This window comes from Oceanicaulis sp. UBA2681 (assembly GCF_002354675.1).
Classification (GTDB): Bacteria; Pseudomonadota; Alphaproteobacteria; order Caulobacterales; family Maricaulaceae; genus Oceanicaulis; species Oceanicaulis alexandrii.
The window spans coordinates 311,153-330,014 of sequence record NZ_DEMB01000016.1; the positions used below are offsets into that span (position 1 = coordinate 311,153).

The following is an 18,862-nucleotide window of genomic DNA, read 5'->3' on the forward strand; positions in this document are numbered from 1 at the left end:
GATGACGACCAGTCGATCTATGGCTGGCGCGGCGCGGAAGTGGACAACATCCTGCGCTTTGAACAGGATTTTCCCGGCGCGACAGTCATTCGCCTCGAACGCAATTATCGCTCGACGGGCCATATCCTCGGCGCCGCGGCGGGCCTGATCACCGCCAACAAGGCGCGGCTTGGAAAGACGCTGTGGACCGAGGATGATCCCGGCCAGAAAGTCCAGGTGTCCGGCCTGTGGGACGGCGAGGCCGAAGCGCGCTTTGTCGCCGACGAGATCGAGGGCCATGTGCGCTCAGGCGGCCAGCATTCCGACATCGCCGTTCTGGTGCGCGCGTCGTGGCAGATGCGGGCGTTTGAAGACCGCTTCATCATGCTGGGGCTTCCCTACAAGGTGATCGGCGGACCACGCTTTTTCGAACGCGCCGAGATCCGCGACGCCCTCGCCTATTTGCGGCTGGTGCGGAGCCTGGATGATGATCTGGCGTTCGAGCGCGTGGTGAACACCCCCAAACGCGGCGTGGGCGACACCTCGGTTCAGAAGATCGCCATGGCCGCGCGCGGCGCCGAAGTGTCCATGGCCGCCGCCGCACGCCTGATGACCCAGACCGACGAGATAAGGGGCAAGGGCCGCACCGGGCTGATCGCCTTCCTGCGCGATCTGGATCGCTGGGCCGAGCAGTCAGAGACCATGCGCCATGACGAGCTGGCGGAAGTGATCCTCGATGAGAGCGGCTATACGGCCATGTGGCGCGAGGACAAGAGCCCGCAAGCCGCCGGCCGGCTCGACAACCTGAAAGAACTCGTCCGTTCCATGGGCGAGTTTGACAGCCTGGAAGCCTTCCTCGAACACATCGCCCTGGTGTCGGACGCCGACCGCAAGGAAGATGGCGACGAGGTCTCCATCATGACGTTGCACGCCGCCAAGGGACTCGAATTTCCGCTGGTCTTCCTGCCGGGCTGGGAAGAAACCGTCTTCCCCTCCCAACGCTCCATGGATGAGGGCGGCACGGCGGCTTTGGAAGAAGAACGGCGCCTCGCCTATGTGGGCATTACCCGCGCCCGCCAGCGCGCGGTCATCAGCTTCACCGCCAACCGGATGATTTTCGGTCGCTGGCAATCGGTGCTGCCATCGCGCTTCATCGACGAAATGCCGCCCGACCATTGCGAAGCGCAATCGGAGACCGGCTATTACGACGCCGGGCCCGGCTTTGAAGGCGTGGCGGAAGCCGCCGATCCATTCAAGTCCAGCTATGAAAGCCCCGGCTGGAAACGCTTTCAGGCCAGCAAGGCGTCGGGCCGTCGCCCTGATCCCGGCGTCATCGAAGGCCAGGCGACCCTCATCGACTCAAGCTCGGTGGGCGGAACCTCCAAATGGAAGCCCGGCGACCGCGTCTTCCACCAGAAATTCGGCTATGGCACGGTGAAAACCGCCGACGGCGCCAAGCTCAGCGTGGCGTTCGACAAGGCCGGCCTGAAGAAGGTGGTCGCGAGCTTTGTGGAAGAGGCGCCTTAGCGCCCAACCTCTCGGCCTTCGGACTTGATCCGGAGGCCTATGCTACGCCTTCAATGGGTCCCCGGATCAAGTCCGAGGACCGAGATGGAATAGAGATACATGCGCCTCGCCCTCAGCCTCGCCGCCGCCCTCCTCGTCACCGCGCCCACGTTGGCTCAAGACCCGCACGCTGACGCCCGCCCGATCAGCTGGCGCGACCTTCTCGACCGTGAGCGCGCGTCCGCTGACGCCCGCATCGAATACGGCCAAGGCGAAGAGCAGTATGGCGAGCTATGGCTTCCAGAGGGCGACGGCCCTTTCCCGCTGGTGATCATGATCCATGGCGGGTGCTGGCAGGCGGCCATTCCGGGCACCATCCTTCAAGACCAGCTCAACGCGGACCTGAAGGCGCGCGGGATCGCGGTTTGGAACCTCACCTATCCGCGCCTCGGTCATGAGACGGGCGGCTATCCCGGCACGTTTGAGAGCGTGGCGATGGCGACCGATTATGTGCTGACGCTGGCGGAGACCTATCCCATTGATCTTGAGCGCACCGTGCTGATGGGCCATTCCGCGGGCGGGCATCTGGCGCTATGGGCCGCCGCACGCGGCCAGCTTACGGACAGTCCTCTGGCCGCACCGAACCCGTTCACCCCCAATGGCGTCATCACGCTGGCGGGTATCAATGATCTGGAGCTTTACCGCGCTGACGGCCCTGGCCGTTGCGGTGAACCCGACACCGTGGACGCGCTGATCGCGGGCCATCCCGGCGCTACGCCCTATGCCGACACGTCACCGGTCCAGCTTCTCCCTCTGCACGTGGAGCAGGTGATCATGTCAGGCGAACTCGACCCCATCGTGCCGCCGCAGTTCGGCGTCTCCTATACGGCTGAGGCGCAAGCGGCAGGCGATACGGTCACTGAAGTGACGCTGGAGAACGCCGGGCATTTCGAGCTGATCGACCCGACCGCGCCGGCCTGGGAGGTCATTCTGGGTGAGGTGGAGCGGTTGCTGGGGGAGTAGGCTCCCTCGCCCTTATGGGTCCCCGGGTCAAGCCCGAGGACCGAGAGGGTTTCGCCAGCAGTTCGGCCTTCGGACTTGATCCGGAGGCCCATGCGGCATCACCCCCCGATCAGCGCCAGCCATTCATCCTCGGTCATCGTCTGAACGCCCAGCTCCTGCGCTTTCTTGAGCTTGGAGCCTGCGCCGGGGCCGGCGACGAGAATGTCGGTTTTACCGGAGACCGAGCCTGATACCTTTGCGCCCAGGGACTGCGCCCGCGCCTTGGCTTCATCGCGGGTGAAGCGTTCAAGCGAGCCGGTGAACACCACCGTCTTACCGGCGACAGGGCTCTCGGCGGCGACCTGTTCAGCGTCTTCCACCGTCACATGCTCAAGCAGCGCGTTCAGCGCGTCCTGGTTATGGCTTTCGGCGAAGAACTCCGCGAGGGCTTTCACCGCCGTTTCGCCAATGCCGTCAATATCCATGAAGGCGGCGAAGGCCTCGCCGGGCTGGTTGGCGGCTTCAGCGGTCTCCCGCACGGCCTGCCAGCTCGTAAAGCTGCGCGCGATCAGGCGAGAGGTCTCCTCGCCCACATGGCGGATGCCGAGCGCAAACAGAAAGCGCGCGAGGCCGATACTGCGGCGCTGATCAATCGAGCCAAACAGGTTCGCCGCCGAACGCTCGCCCCAGCCCTCGCGGGTCTGGATGGGCGGGTTGATCTCGCCCGCCTCATTGCGCGCGCGCAGGGTGAAGATGTCAGCGGGCTGTTTGACGAGGCCCTCATGAAAGAAAGCCTCGATCTGTTTCGCGCCCAGCCCTTCAATGTCAAACGCCTTGCGAGACACGAAATGCTTGAGCCGTTCGACCGCTTGCGCGTCACAGATCAGCCCGCCCGTACAGCGGCGCACCACCTCGCCCTCTTCACGCACGGCATGGCTGCCGCAGACGGGGCACAGCGTGGGAAACTCAAACGGTTCGGCGCCGTCCGGGCGTTTGCCCAGCACCACTTCAACCACTTGCGGGATCACATCACCGGCGCGCTGGATGATCACGGTGTCGCCCACGCGCACATCCTTGCGCTCGATTTCGTCCTGATTGTGCAAGGTGGCGTTGGACACCACCACGCCGCCCACGGTGACGGGTTCGAGCTTGGCGACGGGCGTCAGCGCGCCCGTGCGCCCCACCTGGATCTCGATGGCGTTCAGACGCGTCACGGCTTTCTCGGGCGAGAATTTGTGCGCGATGGCCCAGCGCGGCGCGCGGGCGACAAAGCCCAGCCGCTCCTGCCAGTCGAGCCGGTCCACCTTGTAGACCACCCCGTCAATGTCATAGCCGAGATCGGCGCGTTTCTCTTCCAGCGCATGGTAATGGTTGATCACCGCCTCGACGCTGTCCACGCGCACCATGTCGTCATTGATGACAAAACCCAATGCGCCCAGGCGTTTGACGGCGTCATACTGGGTCTCGGCGAGCGGTTCGCTCAGCTCGCCCCAGGCATAGGCGAAAAAGCGCAAGGGGCGCTCGGCGGTGATGGCCGGGTCGATCTGACGCAGCGATCCGGCGGCGGCGTTGCGCGGGTTTTTGTAAGCGGGTTTGCCGCGCTCTTCCTGCATGGCGTTGAGCGAGGCGAAATCGGCATGGCTCATATAGACCTCGCCGCGCACCTCCAGCACGTCCGGCACATCGCCCTCAAGCTTGTGGGGAATGTCGGGAATGGTCTTGAGATTGGCGGTGACGTTTTCGCCCGACCGGCCGTCGCCGCGGGTGGCGCCGATCACCAGCTCGCCCTTTTCATAACGCAGATTGGCGCTCAGCCCGTCAATCTTGGGCTCGGCGGTCAGAACGAGGGTGTCGTCTTTCAGATTGAGGAAGCGGCGGATACGGTCAGCGAAATCGCGCACATCCTGGTCTTCAAACGCATTGCCCAGAGACAGCATGGGCACGGCGTGGACCACTTCGCCAAACTGCTCGGACGGTTTGGCGCCGACGCGCTCAGACGGGCTGTCCTTGCGTTTCAGCTCGGGAAAGCGCGCCTCGATCGCCGTATTGCGCGCCCGCAAGGCGTCATAGGCGGCGTCCGAGATTTTCGGCGCGTCTTTCTCGTAATACGCCGCATCATGCTTGGCGATTTCGCGGGCGAGGCGTTCGAGTTCTGTGGCGGCGTCCTCGGAGGTCAGCGCCTCCACATCCTTTAGCGCAGCGTTCATGAGCCCATCAGCTGGTCGGCGGCGGCGCGCGCCGCATCGGTGATTTCCGCGCCCGACAGCATGCGGGCGATTTCTTCGCGGCGGTCGTCTTCGGCGAGGCGCCGCACGGTCGTGCGCATGCTTTCGCCCTGCTCCGCCTTCTCGATACGATAGTGCGCACTGGCGCGCGCGGCCACTTGCGGGCTGTGTGTGACCACCAGCGCCTGACCGGTTTCCGCCAGGCGTTTGAGGCGTGACCCGACCGCATCGGCCACCGCGCCGCCCACGCCCTGATCCACCTCGTCAAACACCATGGTGCGGGCGTCCTCGCCCACCAGACACACTTTCAGGGCCAGCGCGAAACGTGACAGCTCGCCGCCCGAGGCGATCTTGTCGAGCGGTCCGAACGGCGCGCCGGGATTGGTGGCGACTTCAAACGCGACCTTGTCCCAACCGCTTGCGCCGGGCTTGTCTTCATCTGTCTCGACGCGCACACGGAACCGCGCCTTGTCCATTTTGAGCGGCGCAAGTTCGGCCTCGACGGCTTTGGCGAGCGCAACGCCCGCTTCGGTCCGCAAGGCCGTCAGCGCCTTGGCGGCGCGCGCATAGTCCGCCTGCGCGGCGTTCAGCGCGCCTTCGGCCTCTTTCAGCCGGTCGTCGGCGTGTTCGATCATGTCGAGCCGGCTCGCCAGACGGTCACGAAGCTCGGCCAGCTCATCCACCTCGACATTATGCTTGCGCGCGGCGGCGCGCAGGGCGAACAGGCGCTCCTCGACCTCGTTGAGGCGGCCCGGCTCCACATCAAAGCGCGCAGCGGCGTCTGACAGCGCTTCCTCGGCCTCGTTAAACTCGATCAGCGCCCGATCCAGCGCGCCGGCGGCCCGTTCCACAGACGCCTGCGCCTCGCCAGCCGCACCTTCAGCGCCATCCGCCTCACCCAGGGCGCCGCGCACGCGCTCAAGCCCGCGCAGGGCGGTGTTCAGGCGGTTGGACAGGCCGTCGCCGCCCGCCACGGCGTCCATGGCGTCATTAAGTTCAGTGAGGGCGGATTCGGCCTGCTGCAGGAATTTGCGTTCGGCGGCGAGGCTCGCCTCTTCCCCCGCCTGGGGATCAAGCGCCTCCAGCTCTTCCACGCTGCCCCGCAGAAAGGCTTCTTCGCTGGCCGCCTTGTCCCGGGCGTCCGTCAGCTCGTCCATGCGAGACCGGGCGTCACTGAGACTTGTCCAGGCGGCCTTCACCACCGTCAGTTCAGCGGATGAGTCCGCATAAGCGTCCAGCAGGCCGCGATGGCTCTTGGGGTCCATCAGGCCGCGTCCGTCGTGCTGGCCATGGATCTCCACCAGCACCTCGCCCAGCCGAGCGAGCAGGCCGACGCTGGCGGGTTGGTCATTCACATGCGCCCGCGAGCGGCCGTCCGCGGTCAGGGTGCGGCGCAGGATCACCGCTTCGCCCGCCTCCACATCCACGCCCGCCTCGTCCAGCAAGGCATAGACAGGATGGTCCACCGGGGGCTCGAACATGGCGATGGCGACCGCCTTGTCAGCGCCCGCGCGCACCTGGGCGCGTTCAGCGCGCTCGCCGCACGCCAGACCCAGAGCGCCCAGAAGAATGGATTTGCCGGCGCCGGTCTCGCCCGTCAGCGCGGACAGACCGGCGTCAAACATCAGATCGAGCGAGTCGATCAGGACGATGTCACGGATGGAGAGCGAAGCCAGCATTCAGGTTCGCAGTGCGCTTGAAATTAGCCGAAGACGCGGTTCAACGCGCGCCGCAGCAAGGACGGATCACGTTCCAGATCTTCAGAGCCCGGCACGGCGATCCCGCGCGAGGTCAGCAGATCATAGCTGTCCTCATACCATTCAGACCCGGAGAAGTTATAGCCCAGAACGGCTGCGACCTGGCGGGCTTCTTCATCCACGCCCAGGCTGACATAAGCCTCCACCAGACGGTGCAGGGCTTCGGGCGTGTGGCTGGTGGTCTCGTAATCGCGAATCACATTCTGGAAGCGATTGATCGCCGCCAGATGATAGCCATTGCGCAGATACCAGCGGCCAACACTCATTTCCTTGCCGGCCAGGTGATCGCGCGCCATGTCGATTTTCAGGCGCGCATCCTGGGCGTAAGGCGTGTCGGGATACCGGCGCACCACCTGCTCGAGCGCCTGCAGCGCTTGCTGGGTGGTGGACTGGTCGCGGCCCACATCATAGATGCGCTCATAATAGCTCAGCGCGATCAGATAATAGGCATAAGGCGCGCTGGCGTTGCCCGGATGCAGGGCGATGAAGCGCTGCGCATCTGAGATCGCCTCGTCATATTTGGACTGACGATAGTTCGCATAAGCCGCCATCAGCATGGAGCGGCGCGCCCATTCGGAGAACGGGTGCTGGCGTTCCACTTCGTCGAAATAGGCGGCGGCCTCGTCATAACGGCGGCGCTGCATCTTCTCGAACGCTTCGGCGTAGAGCGTCTCGACCGGCTGCTCCACATAGGCCAGCTCTTCGCGGTCTCGCCCCGCACAAGCGGTGAGCGACAAGGCGACGGCGCCCAGAACAGCAATACGCAGAACAGTCTTCATGGACACACGCCCTCAAGCCGGCGTCCGCCTGCCCTGACCCTCAGGACGCAGCGGACTCTTAGGTATTGCGAATGGTTTAACCCATCGCGGGCGCGGGCAAAAGCACCCTATCAGGCCCGGTGTGAATAAGTGCGGGCTTTTCTGCCGCGATCAGGAGTGAACGAGGCGCTCGCTCTGCACGGTGCTGTCGCTCATCGATGTCCAGCGCCAGGCGCTTTCATCAGCCAGCAGAGCCGCCAAAGCCTTGGCGTTGAGGCCATGTCCGGGACGATGCGCTTTATAAAGGCCAATGATCGGCGCGCCCAGAAGATACAGATCCCCCAGGGCGTCCAGCGCCTTGTGACGCACGAACTCATCGGCGAAACGCAGGCCTTCGGGATTGGCGACGCCGCCTTCATCCACAACGACGGCGTTCTCCATGGAGCCGCCGCGCGCCAGGCCCGCCTTCAACAGCGCGCTGAACTCACGGCGGAAGCCGAATGTGCGCGCCGGAGCGACCAGGTCCTGGAAATTGCTGCGATTGACTTCAAACGCAAAGTGCTGGCGACCGATGGCGGGATCGTCAAAGTCGATCTCCACATCAATGCCCGGACGCAGAGACGGCAGGAAAACCGCATGGCGAGAGCCGTCCTCGACCTCGACAGGCTTCAGCACCTGAAGCGCTTTGCGCGGCGCCGGTCGGGTTTTCAGTCCCGCTTGCAGGATCAGATCGACGAAGGGCGCGGAAGACCCGTCCATGGCCGGCACTTCGGGACCGTCGAGTTCGATCATCAGATCGTCCACGCCCAGCCCCGCCAACGCCGCCATCAAATGCTCGACCGTCGCGACGGAGGCGCCGGCGTCATTAACCAAGGTGGTGCCCAGATCGGTGGAGCGCACATAGTCGCGGCGCGCCGGAATGAAGCAGTCCTCGACATCCAGATCGGTACGCTCAAAAACGATGCCCGAGCCCAGCGATGCGGGCTTCATGGCCATGCGGACACGGGCCCCGGTGTGCAAACCGATCCCGGCGCAAACCGCCGGCGCCGCCAAAGTTGCGCGTTCAATCATGAAGCAGGCCCAATCCAGTTGTTCGTCAATCCAATAGCCCGCCACATCGCAAGATGCTTAACAGGCTATGCCCCTCGCCCTGCACACTACGGGCCGGGTTGCATCCCGCAATTAAAGGATTGTTGCACCGTGTTACGAAACCGGCGCTGAAACGCAAAACGCGCCGCCCCGAACAAACAGAGCGACGCGTTTTCAATGCGTTATAAGTTCGGCCTAGTTGGCTTGGCGACGCAGGAAGGCCGGAATTTCCAGCTCGTTCTCGTCAAGATCCTCACCAAACAGGTCCCCGCTGGGCTGGCTGGGTCGCGGCGCAGCCTCAACCGGGCGCACCACGCTGTGACGCTCGGGCTGGCTCGGCGCCTTCTGCTCAACCGGAGCAGACTTGCGGCGGCCGAACAGCGACAGGCCACGGCGCGGCTCGCGCGATTTGGTTTCTTCCACCGGCGCCTGTTGCGCCTGCGGCTGGACCGGAGCCTGGTGAGGCTCAGCGGAGGCGGAGATTTCGCGCTCCAGGCGCTCGCGGGTTTCGACCACGGCGGGCTTGGCGACCGGATGCACCGGCTCGCCGCCCGTGAAGGAATCCGGCGTATTCACGGCGTCTGACCCGCGCATCGTTACAGAGCCCTGCGCCGCGTGTCCGGCATGACCCGTATGAGCGGCATGACCCGTATGAGAGGCCGGCGTCGCCTGCTGAGGGGTTTCGTTGACCGCCACCGCGTCAGAGGCGCGGCGCACCAGCGGTTCGGTTTGACGCTGCTGACGGGTCTCACGGCCCTTCCACATCGCGGAAACCGGCTCGGCGCCCTGGCGGCGACGCGGATCGGTGGCTTCGTTCATTTCGGCGTCGATGCCAGTGGCGACCACAGATACGCGGATGATGCCGTCGAGCTCGGGGTCGAAGGTGGAGCCGACGATGATGTTGGCGTCCGGGTCGACTTCATTGCGGATTTCATTGGCCGCTTCGTCGACTTCATAAAGCGTCATGTCCATGCCGCCAGTGATGTTGATGAGCACGCCCTTGGCGCCTTTCATCGACACATCGTCAAGCAGCGGGTTGTTGATGGCGTTGTTGGCGGCTTCCACGGCGCGTTTCTCGCCATTGGCTTCGCCCGTGCCCATCATCGCCTTGCCCATCTCGTTCATCACGGTGCGCACATCGGCGAAGTCGAGATTGATAAGGCCGGGCATGACCATCAGATCGGTGATGCCGCGAACGCCCGAATGCAGCACCTGGTCGGCCATGCCGAAGGCTTCCGCGAAGGTCGTCTTCTCGGTCGCGATCCGGAACAGGTTCTGGTTCGGAATGATGATCAGCGTATCCACATGCTCTTGCAGCCGGTCAATGCCGGACTCCGCCAAGCGCATGCGGCGCGTGCCTTCAAAATGGAACGGCTTGGTGACCACGCCCACGGTCAGAATGCCTTGCTCGCGCGCAGCGCGGGCGATCACAGGCGCAGCCCCGGTGCCGGTGCCGCCGCCCATGCCGGCGGTGATGAACACCATGTGCGCGCCCTGAAGATGTTCCTGGATCTCGGCCAGAGAGTCTTCGGCCGCCTGCTCACCTACTTCCGGGCGCGCCCCAGCGCCCAGACCTTCGGTGATCGCAGCCCCCATCTGGATGCGTCGATCAGTCCGCGCGCGCTGCAGCGCCTGCGCGTCGGTGTTGGCGACCACAAAGTCCACGCCCTCAAGCTGGGCGTCGATCATGTTGTTAACGGCGTTGCCCCCGGCGCCGCCCACACCGCATACCAGGATGCGAGGTTTCAGTTCGGTGGTTTCTGGCGCGGAAAGGTTCAAGGGCATGGCAGGTCTCCGTGGGGCGGTAGAGTTAACGAATCACCCCGTGAGACTGCGCGCTCTAGCTTAATCGAGGGTTAAACCTTCCCCCTCTGAGCAAACCTTTTTTCGCGAACAATAATAGAACCTTGAGTCTGGATAAGGAGTCTAGAAACTTTCCGCGAACCAGCGCCAGACCGCTTTCATGCCGCCTTCGCCATCCGCGCGCTCGCGAATGCGCACAGGGCCCTGGTCGAACCGCGGCGGACCGGAGATGGCTTCCGACGGGCCTTGCACGCAGCGCAGCAGCAATCCCGCCGCCGCGCTGAAGCCCGGACCGCTGACCGCATCGCCGAGCCCCGCCAACGTATCAGGCCGCCCCAGGCGGACCTGTTTACCCAGGACCCGGCCGGCCAGTTGCGCTGCGCCGGGCAATTGCGCCGCGCCGCCGGTCAACACCACAGAGCGCCCCGCCGCGCTGGCGGCGCCGGCCGCGTCGAGCCGATCGCGCACCATTTCGAACACTTCTTCCAGACGCGGGCGAATGATGGCGTTCAGAAGCGCCTTGGGCTGCTGGTTCATGGTCACTGCGCCGGACCCTGCGACGGGCGGCGTCTCGATCATGATCTGGTCGTCATCGGGACTGTCCAGCGCGCAGCCATGCAGCGCCTTGATGCGCTCGGCGGCGTTCACGGGCGTGGACAGGCCGCGCGCGATATCGTTGGTCACATGGGCGCCGCCCACCGGCACCCCGTCCACATGCTGCAGCGCGCCCTCGTTAAACACGGCGACCGTGGTGGTGTGCGCGCCCATATCAATGAGCATGGCGCCCAGATCGCGCTCATCCGGCGCCAGCGCCGCAATGCCGGACACATAGGGCGTGGCCGCGACGCCTGCGACAGTCAGCTGGCAACGCTCAACGCAGGAAATCAGGTTCTGCAAGGGATCGGCGGCGGCGCTGACCAGGTGCAAATCCACCCCCAGGCTCTCGCCGAACATGCCGCGCGGATCCTTGACCCCGCGATGGCCATCCACCCGCCAGGACAAGGGCAGAGCGTGCAGCAGGACGCGTTTTTGCTCGTGATGACGACGCAGGGCTTCAGCGAGGATGCGGCGCAGATCGCGATCGGTGACTTCGCGGGCGGCCAGATCCATCTCAACAGAGATGCGCGCGCTCGAGGGCGCGCCGGCGGACGCGGCCAGATAGACTTCACTGACGGTATGGCCCGCCATGCGCTCGGCGTTTTCCACTGCGGCGCGGATGCTTTCAACGGCCAGATTGACGTCCACCACCTGGCTGGCGCGGACCCCGCGGGTGGATTGATGGCCTACGCCGATAACGCGCGGGCGCAATCCCGCCAGCGTCTCTTCGGTCTTGGCGATGAAGCAGACAGTCTTGGACGCGCCGATGTCGAGCGCTGCGAACACGCCCGATTTGCGCGGCGGCGTGGCGGCGCTCGACGCGCCCCCCTGCTTGAAAAACCCCATAGCTCCCACTGTCACGCCCCTCGCCCTGCACGTTCCGCCGCCCGGTCAGGCCAGGGACGCATCACCATTTCACCGGCATTTCTGAGATCAAAAATCTGCGCTTCGTAATCAAGCACGCCGCGCTCCTCATGCATCGCCGCCAGCAGCGCCAGGGCGCTCGCGGGATCATCTTCGGGCAGCAAGACATCGCCGCCGCTTTGAAGGCGAAGGCTCCAGCGCCGCTCGCCCACCCGAATGGCGTGGGTGATCCGGTCGCGAATGTCAGGATGCAGCTCCAGCAATCCGATGACGCTTGCCGCCTCGAGATTGGCGTCCTCGCCAACCACGCGCGGCAAATAGGCGAACTCGAGCGGGTTCGCAGCGTCGATCACCGCGCCGCCTGCATCAATCACATGATAGGTCTGGTTGATCTGCCATAGCGCATAGGGCTGGCGTTCCTCGATCAGCACCGCGATCCGGTCCGGCCACAGCCGCAACACTTCAGCCGATTTCACCCAGGACAAAGACTGAATGGCGTCCCGTGCGGCGTTCAGGTCTACCCGGCTGAGGCCCAGCCCCGGCGCGGCGCCTACCGCCATGGCGATTTCCTCGACGCCGGTGCGGTCAGCGCCCGCCACATCGAGCCAGTCAAGCGTATAGCCCGCCTGCTCCAGCTCGGTCTCGGCGCGACCCGCCAGCATGCCGCCCACATCATCAAGCTGACCGAACACCAGCAGAATAACCGCAGTCCCCGCGAGCAAGGCGCCAAAGACGGTGAAAATCAGTTTGAAGGCGTAGCTCGCCCGGTTACGCGCCGCACGCCATTGCGCGGCCGCCCAATTGGACAGCTTTCGACCGCCCGCCGCTTTGGGGGCTGTATTCGACTTGCGCCGGGCTTTCGATGAGTCTCGAGCGCCGGCGCCCTTCAGCTTGGACACGCCGCATTCTCCACCATCCACGCTACGAGATCGGGAAACCCGATACCGCAGTGCGCCGCCTGTTCGGGCGCAAGGGATGTAGGAGTCATGCCGGGTTGGGTGTTAATTTCGAGTAACCAAACCCCGCCTGTCACCGGATCATATCTGAAATCAGAGCGTGTCAGCCCCTCACATCCCAGAACACGGTGGGCGGTCAGCGCATCGCGCATGCACTGATCAAAGACAGCTTGCGGCACATCGGCGGGCAGCTGGTGGACCGAGCCGCCTTCGGCATATTTGGCGTCATAATCATAAAAGGCGGTTTTGGGGACGATCTCGGTCACCGTCAGCGCCCGGCCGCCCATCACGGCCACGGTCAGCTCGCGCCCCGGAATGAAGCGCTCGATCAGCACCTCTTCGTCATAAGGCCAGTCATCAGAGCCCAGAATGGCGGGCGGACGGTTCGCGCCTTCGGTGACGATCAGAACGCCCACCGAGCTGCCTTGCGCATTGGGCTTGGCCACATAGGGCGGCGCCATGACGTGCTCGCGCGCAGCGTCAAACCGGCTGATCAGCTGACCTTCAGGACAAGCGATTCCCGCTTCGCGCAGCACCGCCTTGGCGCGCTGCTTGTCCATGGCCAGCGCCGACGCCGCGACGCCGGAATGGGTATAGGCGAAGCCCAGATAATCGAGCACGCCCTGCACCCGGCCATCCTCGCCCCAATCGCCATGAAGCGCGTTGAAGACGACGTCGGGCTTTATGCCGTTGAGCTGGTCGATCCAGTCCGAGTCCTGGGGGTCGATGGGAGAGACCTGATAGCCCTGGCTCTCCAGCGCCTCGATCACCTTCTTGCCCGAGACCAGAGACACATCGCGCTCCGGGCTGCGCCCGCCCAAAAGAACCGCCACATGCTTGCTCATTGCGGCTCTCCGATCCGTTTGACTTCCCAGGCCAGCTCGACGCCGAACTGATCCTTCACAGCGGCGCGCACGGTCTCGCCCAGGGTTTCAAGATCCTGCGCGGTCGCCGTGCCGTCATTGATCAGGAAATTGCAATGCTGTTCGGAAAAGCGCGCGCCGCCAATGGGTTTGCCGCGCCAGCCAACCGCATCCACCAATTGCCAGGCCGAACGCCCGCCAGAGGTTTCAGGGTCGGGGTTCTTGAACGTCGAACCCGACGTCTTCTCGCGGATGGGCTGCGTCGTCTCGCGCCGTTCGGTGATGGCGGTCATGCGCTCGGTCACGGCCTTGGGGTCATCAGGCTGGCCTTCAAACACCGCCTCGATGAAGATCCAGTCGTCCGGCGCCTCCGAATGGCGATAGGCGTATCCCAGTTCAGAGACCGGGGCGACGATCCGGCGGCCGGTGCGGTCCAGCGCGATCGCCTCTACCAGCACGTCCTTGGTCTCGGTCCCGTAGCACCCGGCATTCATGCGCAGCGCGCCGCCAATGGCGCCGGGCACGCCCACATAAAACTCAAGGCCGGCAATCCCGGCTTTCGCCGCCGACTTGGCGACCATTTTATCAAGCGCCGCCGCGCCCGCGCGGATGCGGTTGTTCTCCAGCGCTTCGACCTTGCCGAAAGCGGGCGTCAGCTTGACCGTGACGCCGGGCAGGCCGCCATCACGCACCAGCGTGTTTGAGCCCGCGCCCAGCACCCGCACCTCGATATCGCGCGGCGTCTCCGCCAGAAAGCGCGCCAGGTCGGCGGCGTCTGCGGGCAGGAACAACACTTGCGCCGGACCGCCTACGCGCAGCCAGGTGATGTCGGCCAGAGACGCGTTCTCGATCAGCTTGCCCCGAACCTCGGGCAGACGGTGCAGGAGAGAGGGCCAGCTCAACCTTGCGCCTCCAGACGCTCGGGCAGCTCCGCCGCCCAGGCGGTGATGTCGCCGGCACCCAGACAGACGATCAGATCGCCGGGCTCGATAAAGGCCTTCAGGTCCCGCGGCAGGCTTTCGCGCGTGGTGGCGCTGGCGTTGCGGTGACCATGGCGCGCCAGTCCGGCGACCAGCGCCTCCTGGCTGGCGCCCTCGATCGGGGCTTCACCCGCGGCGAACACAGGCGTCACCAGCACGCTGTCCGCATCGTTGAAACAGGTGCAGAAATCTTCAAACAGGTCATGCAGGCGCGAATAGCGGTGGGGCTGCACAACGGCGTGTACCCGGCCGTCGCCCACTTGCTGGCGCGCGGCTTTCAGAACGGCGGTGATCTCCACGGGGTGGTGTCCGTAATCATCCACCACCGTCACGCCATGGGCTTGTCCGGTCAGGGTGAAGCGGCGCTTGACGCCGGTGAAGCCCGCCAGCGCCGTGCGCGCTTCTTCCTCGCCGCCGCCCAACGCCTGAACCACCGCCAGAGCGCCGGCCGCGTTCAGCACATTATGCTCGCCCATCATCGGCAGGCTGATCCCCGCCCAGGTCACAGGCTCGGTCCCGCGCGGCTGGAAAGTCAGGTCGAAATGCCCGCCCGTCTCGTCCATGACGAGGTTGGACAGGCGCACATCGGCCTGGGGTGAGAAGCCATAGGTGATGACGCGGCGGTCCTCGATCTTCGCCGCCAGCGCCTGCACTTCGGGATGGTCGATGCACATCACCGCAAAGCCATAAAACGGCAGGTTCTCGACAAACTGGGCGAAGGCGGCGCGCAGGGCGTCGAACGAGCCGTAATGCTCCATATGCTCAGGGTCGATATTGGTGATGATCCCGACCGATCCGCGCAGCTTCAGGAAGGAGCCGTCGCTTTCATCGGCCTCGACCACCATCCACTCGCCCTCGCCGATCTTGGCGTTCGAGCCATAGGCGGAAATGATGCCGCCATTGATGACAGTCGGATCAAAGCCGGCGGAATCCATCAGGCACGCCACCAGCGAGGTCGTGGTGGTCTTGCCATGGGTGCCGGCGACCGCGACCGCATGCTTGAGGCGCATCAGCTCGGCCAGCATCTCTGCGCGGCGCACCACCGGCGTGCGTTTGGCGCGGGCGGCGACCAGTTCGGGATTGTCAGGCTTCACCGCGCTTGAGACCACCAGCGCCCCGGCCCCGTCCACATTTTCAGCGGCGTGGCCGATATGGACCACGGCGCCCTTGTTTCGCAGGCGCTGGACATTGGCGCTGTCCTTGATGTCAGAGCCTGTGACCTGATAGCCTAGCGTCAGCATGACTTCGGCGATGCCGCTCATGCCGATGCCGCCTATGCCGACGAAATGAACGGGACCCACGGAGGCGGCGAGATCAATAGGCGGCATCAGGTTTTCGGCTCCGCAGCTTGTATAATCAGATCAGCAAGACGTTCATGCGCGTCGGGTCGGCCTTCGGTCCGCGCCAGGCGCGCACGCGCGTCCAGAGCTTCGCCGTCCGCCAACAGGGTTTCAAGCCGCGCCCGCAGATTATCGACGGTGAATTCCGCCTCGGTCATCATGTCCGCCGCGCCGACCTTGACCAGCCCTTGCGCATTGGCCGTCTGGTGATCATCCATGGCGATGGCCAGCGGCACGAACAGGGCCGGACGGCCAATGGCTGAGATTTCAGACACGGACGACGCGCCCGAACGCGAGATCACCAGATGGGTCTCGGCGTAAAGCCGGCCCATATCGCGAAAGAACGGGCTGAGCTCGGCCTGAACCCCGGCGTCGGCGTATATTGTCCGGGCGCTGTCGAGGCTTTCCTCACGCGTTTGCTGCACCACTTTCAGGCGTAGACGCAGGTCTTCTGGCAGGGCGGCGACCGCCCGCGGCACGGTTTCAGACAGGATGCGGGCGCCGAGCGAGCCGCCCAGCACCAGAAGCCGGATCTCCCCGCCCGGCTGCGGCGGCTCATACTCAACCTCACGCGCCTGAAGCACCTGGGCGCGCACCGGATTACCGGTCACCGCATGCACGGCGGAGTCAGGCATCTTGTCGAGACGCGTGAAGCCGGACGCGACGCTGACCACCGAGCCGGCGAACAGACGGTTCACCCGCCCCAGTACGGCGTTCTGTTCATGGATGACGCGCGGAACGGAGTTCATCCACGCCGCCGTCAGAACCGGAAAGGCCGGATAGCCGCCAAACCCCGCCACCACATGGGGCTTATACTCCGCCAGAATGCGGCGCGCCTGGAAGACGCCGGTAGTGAGCTTCATCACCGATTGCGCCATCTTGACCGGGTTTTTGGAGAACGGGCTGGACGCCTCGATCTCGGTCACCCCATCGCCAGGAAAATCGCGCGCATGCTTGGCGCCGCGCGCGTCGGTCACAAGCTTGACCGACCAGCCGCGCGCGATCAAGGCGTCGGCGGCGGCGCGTGCGGGAAACATGTGGCCGCCGGTTCCCCCGGCGGCGATGAGCAATCGTTTCGGGGTCACGCGGATAACGCTCCTTGGCGAGCCCGATGCGCATAGGCGCCCGGACGACGACGGGTCAACGCCAGCAGCAAGCCGGCGGAGAAACACAAAGCCAGCATGGACGAGCCTCCATAGGAGATGAAGGGCAAGGTCATGCCGGTGGGGGGCGCGATATCGAGATTCACTCCGATATTCACAAGCGCCTGCAGAGCGAAGAGCAGCGCCAGCCCGGAGGTGGCGAGCTGGGCGAAGGGATCGGTCAGCCGCAGCGACAACATCCAGGCCCGCGCGAACAACAGCGCATAGAGCCCGATGATCGCCAGCGAGGCGATCAGCCCGTATTCCTCCGCCGCCACGGAGAAGACGAAGTCGGTGTGCGCTTCAGGCAGCAAATGCTTGACCTGGCCCTCACCCGGCCCGGCGCCCCAGACCCCGCCGCGCGACATGGCGTCGAGCGCGGTTTCAGTCTGGGTGCGCTCGCCGCCCGGGCCGATGAAGTCCAGGATACGGTCTCGCACATGGGGCAGCGCCAGATAGGCGCCGCCGCCGCCGATGACCGCCAGAACGCCCAGAATCGTGGTGTGCAGCCAGGACAGACCGCCGGCCCAAAGCAAAGCGCCGAACACCAGCGAGATCAGCACGGTCTGGCCAAAATCGGGCTGGAGCATCAGCAAGAGAACAGACAGCCCGTAAAAGCCGAACGCGATCAGGCGGCCGGGCGCCGGCGCGCCGCGATCCTCCTCGGCGAACAGCCAGGCGGCGATCACCACGAACGCAGGTTTGAGAAATTCCGACGGCTGCAGTGAAAACGTGCCCAGACGAATCCAGCGCGTCGCGCCCTTCACGTCGGCGCCGACGATCAGCACCAGAACCAGCGCGATCAGGGCTCCCACCAGAGCCAGCCCCGCAAAGCGCCGCACGCCGGTCACTGAGAGCGCCGAGACGAACGCCAAGATGGCCAGCCCCATACCCGCAAAGAACAACTGGCGGTACAGATAATAAAACGGATCATCGATCCAGGCGGCGCGCTCGACCGCCGCAGGACTGGCGGCGAAGGCCAGAACAATCCCGATCGCCATCAAGAAGATCACGATGACCAGAATCGGGCGGTCCAGTCCGCTCCACAATCCGGCCTTGCGACGGGTGCTCATGCGCGTTTCCTAAATCATCAGCGCCCGCCGATGCGGCGGCCTAACGAAGTTTCAGAGTGGACAGGCCAATCAGGGCGAGCACGAAGGCGATGATCCAGAACCGGATCACAATGGTGGGTTCCGCCCAGCCCAGCTTCTCGAAATGGTGGTGGATCGGCGCCATGCGGAAGACGCGCTTGCCGGTGAGCTTGAAGCTGGCCACCTGGACCATGACCGACACCGCTTCCAGCACGAACAGGCCGCCGATGATCACCAGCACGATCTCGTGCTTCACCGCCACCGCGATCGTGCCGATGGCGCCGCCCAGCGACAGCGAACCGGTATCGCCCATGAACACCATGGCGGGCGGGGCGTTGTACCACAGAAAGCCCAGACCCGCGCCGATCATCGCCCCGCAGATCACCGACAATTCGCCGGTGCCGGGCGTGAAGTTCAGGAACAGGTATTCAGAATACACCGAGGAGCCGACGAAATAGGCGATGAAGCCGAAACTCGCCGCCGCGATCATCACCGGCACGATGGCGAGGCCATCCAGGCCGTCCGTCAGGTTCACCGCGTTGGACGCGCCCACGATCACCACCATGCCAAACAGATAGAAGGCGTAGCTGAGCGGGACCATCAGATCCTTGAAGAAGGGCACGGCCACAGACGTCGCGAAATTGTCAGGCGTGTCCGGCGCCGTATCGAGCAGATAGACCATGGCCACCACCGCGATCGCGGCGATGATGAATTGCAGGATCAGCTTGCCCTTGCCCGACAGGCCTTCGGTGGATTTCTGGGTGACCTTGCGCCAGTCGTCGATAAAGCCGATGCCGCCAAAGCCTGCGGTCACGAAGATCACCACCCACAGATAGGGGTTGGAGATGTCCGCCCAGATCAGCGTCCCCGCCAGTATGCCCGCCAGAATGATGAACCCGCCCATGGTGGG

At 64.8% G+C, this 18,862-nt stretch carries 15 protein-coding genes; 2 read left to right on the forward strand and 13 right to left on the reverse strand.

The genetic code is table 11. The features are described from left to right. Nucleotides 1-1,506 (forward strand): ATP-dependent helicase (locus tag B3M53_RS12840; protein ID WP_286800512.1); only part of this gene is annotated, 1,506 nt, incomplete at its 5' end. Between the two features lie 99 nt (nucleotides 1,507-1,605). Then, nucleotides 1,606-2,508 carry an alpha/beta hydrolase gene (locus B3M53_RS12845; protein WP_273019276.1) on the forward strand — a complete coding sequence of 301 codons (903 nt, stop codon included), beginning with the start codon at nucleotides 1,606-1,608 and terminating at the stop codon, nucleotides 2,506-2,508. A 98-nt stretch (nucleotides 2,509-2,606) separates the two neighbouring features. Here the strand turns inward: B3M53_RS12845 and ligA are convergent, their stop codons facing one another. The 13 genes from ligA to mraY all read right to left on the reverse strand — a co-directional run. Further along, nucleotides 2,607-4,694 (reverse strand): NAD-dependent DNA ligase LigA, encoded by a 2,088-nt coding sequence (ligA, locus tag B3M53_RS12850; protein WP_286800514.1) that lies wholly within the window; start codon nucleotides 4,692-4,694, stop codon nucleotides 2,607-2,609. Then, the gene (recN, locus tag B3M53_RS12855) at nucleotides 4,691-6,391 is read right to left on the reverse strand and encodes a DNA repair protein RecN (RefSeq protein WP_273019274.1); all 1,701 of its coding nucleotides are present in this window, start codon (nucleotides 6,389-6,391) and stop codon (nucleotides 4,691-4,693) included. The genes ligA and recN overlap by 4 nt, the downstream gene beginning before the upstream one ends. 23 nt (nucleotides 6,392-6,414) lie before the next feature. After that, nucleotides 6,415-7,248, reverse strand: coding sequence for an outer membrane protein assembly factor BamD (locus B3M53_RS12860; protein WP_022700071.1), 834 nt, complete (start codon nucleotides 7,246-7,248; stop codon nucleotides 6,415-6,417). 150 nt (nucleotides 7,249-7,398) lie between these two features. After that, nucleotides 7,399-8,298: a UDP-3-O-acyl-N-acetylglucosamine deacetylase gene (gene lpxC, locus B3M53_RS12865; RefSeq protein WP_040705177.1), complete on the reverse strand. Its 900-nt coding sequence runs from the start codon at nucleotides 8,296-8,298 to the stop codon at nucleotides 7,399-7,401. 213 nt (nucleotides 8,299-8,511) lie between these two features. Beyond that, entirely contained in the window at nucleotides 8,512-10,101 is a 1,590-nt protein-coding gene (gene ftsZ / locus B3M53_RS12870) for a cell division protein FtsZ (RefSeq protein ID WP_273019273.1), read from the reverse strand. Between the two features lie 141 nt (nucleotides 10,102-10,242). Next, nucleotides 10,243-11,577, reverse strand: coding sequence for a cell division protein FtsA (gene ftsA, locus B3M53_RS12875; protein ID WP_273019272.1), 1,335 nt, complete (start codon nucleotides 11,575-11,577; stop codon nucleotides 10,243-10,245). Beyond that, entirely contained in the window at nucleotides 11,574-12,479 is a 906-nt protein-coding gene (locus B3M53_RS12880) for a cell division protein FtsQ/DivIB (protein WP_273019271.1), read from the reverse strand. Before B3M53_RS12880 ends, ftsA begins: the two co-directional genes overlap by 4 nt. Then, nucleotides 12,467-13,381: a D-alanine--D-alanine ligase gene (locus tag B3M53_RS12885; protein WP_022700076.1), complete on the reverse strand. Its 915-nt coding sequence runs from the start codon at nucleotides 13,379-13,381 to the stop codon at nucleotides 12,467-12,469. Before B3M53_RS12885 ends, B3M53_RS12880 begins: the two co-directional genes overlap by 13 nt. Then, nucleotides 13,378-14,301, reverse strand: a complete 924-nt coding sequence (murB, locus tag B3M53_RS12890; protein ID WP_022700077.1) for a UDP-N-acetylmuramate dehydrogenase — start codon at nucleotides 14,299-14,301, stop codon at nucleotides 13,378-13,380. The genes B3M53_RS12885 and murB overlap by 4 nt, the downstream gene beginning before the upstream one ends. Beyond that, on the reverse strand, nucleotides 14,298-15,707 hold the full coding sequence (murC, locus tag B3M53_RS12895; protein ID WP_022700078.1) for a UDP-N-acetylmuramate--L-alanine ligase: 1,410 nt from the start codon (nucleotides 15,705-15,707) through the stop codon (nucleotides 14,298-14,300). Before murC ends, murB begins: the two co-directional genes overlap by 4 nt. After that, the gene (gene murG, locus B3M53_RS12900) at nucleotides 15,707-16,804 is read right to left on the reverse strand and encodes an undecaprenyldiphospho-muramoylpentapeptide beta-N-acetylglucosaminyltransferase (RefSeq protein WP_273019270.1); all 1,098 of its coding nucleotides are present in this window, start codon (nucleotides 16,802-16,804) and stop codon (nucleotides 15,707-15,709) included. Before murG ends, murC begins: the two co-directional genes overlap by 1 nt. Next, entirely contained in the window at nucleotides 16,801-17,934 is a 1,134-nt protein-coding gene (locus B3M53_RS12905; protein WP_273019269.1) for an FtsW/RodA/SpoVE family cell cycle protein, read from the reverse strand. Before B3M53_RS12905 ends, murG begins: the two co-directional genes overlap by 4 nt. 40 nt (nucleotides 17,935-17,974) lie before the next feature. Continuing rightward, a partial coding sequence (gene mraY, locus B3M53_RS12910; RefSeq protein ID WP_286800515.1) for a phospho-N-acetylmuramoyl-pentapeptide-transferase occupies nucleotides 17,975-18,862 on the reverse strand: 888 nt, incomplete at its 5' end.

Coding starts and splice junctions, on each gene's coding strand:
- B3M53_RS12845 (WP_273019276.1), top strand. CDS start 1,606: ATGCGCCTCGCCCTCAGCCTCGCCGCCGCCCTCCTCGTCACCGCGCCC.
- ligA (WP_286800514.1), bottom strand. CDS start 4,694: ATGAACGCTGCGCTAAAGGATGTGGAGGCGCTGACCTCCGAGGACGCC.
- recN (WP_273019274.1), bottom strand. CDS start 6,391: ATGCTGGCTTCGCTCTCCATCCGTGACATCGTCCTGATCGACTCGCTC.
- B3M53_RS12860 (WP_022700071.1), bottom strand. CDS start 7,248: ATGAAGACTGTTCTGCGTATTGCTGTTCTGGGCGCCGTCGCCTTGTCG.
- lpxC (WP_040705177.1), bottom strand. CDS start 8,298: ATGATTGAACGCGCAACTTTGGCGGCGCCGGCGGTTTGCGCCGGGATC.
- ftsZ (WP_273019273.1), bottom strand. CDS start 10,101: ATGCCCTTGAACCTTTCCGCGCCAGAAACCACCGAACTGAAACCTCGC.
- B3M53_RS12885 (WP_022700076.1), bottom strand. CDS start 13,381: ATGAGCAAGCATGTGGCGGTTCTTTTGGGCGGGCGCAGCCCGGAGCGC.
- murC (WP_022700078.1), bottom strand. CDS start 15,707: ATGCCGCCTATTGATCTCGCCGCCTCCGTGGGTCCCGTTCATTTCGTC.
- B3M53_RS12905 (WP_273019269.1), bottom strand. CDS start 17,934: ATGAGCACCCGTCGCAAGGCCGGATTGTGGAGCGGACTGGACCGCCCG.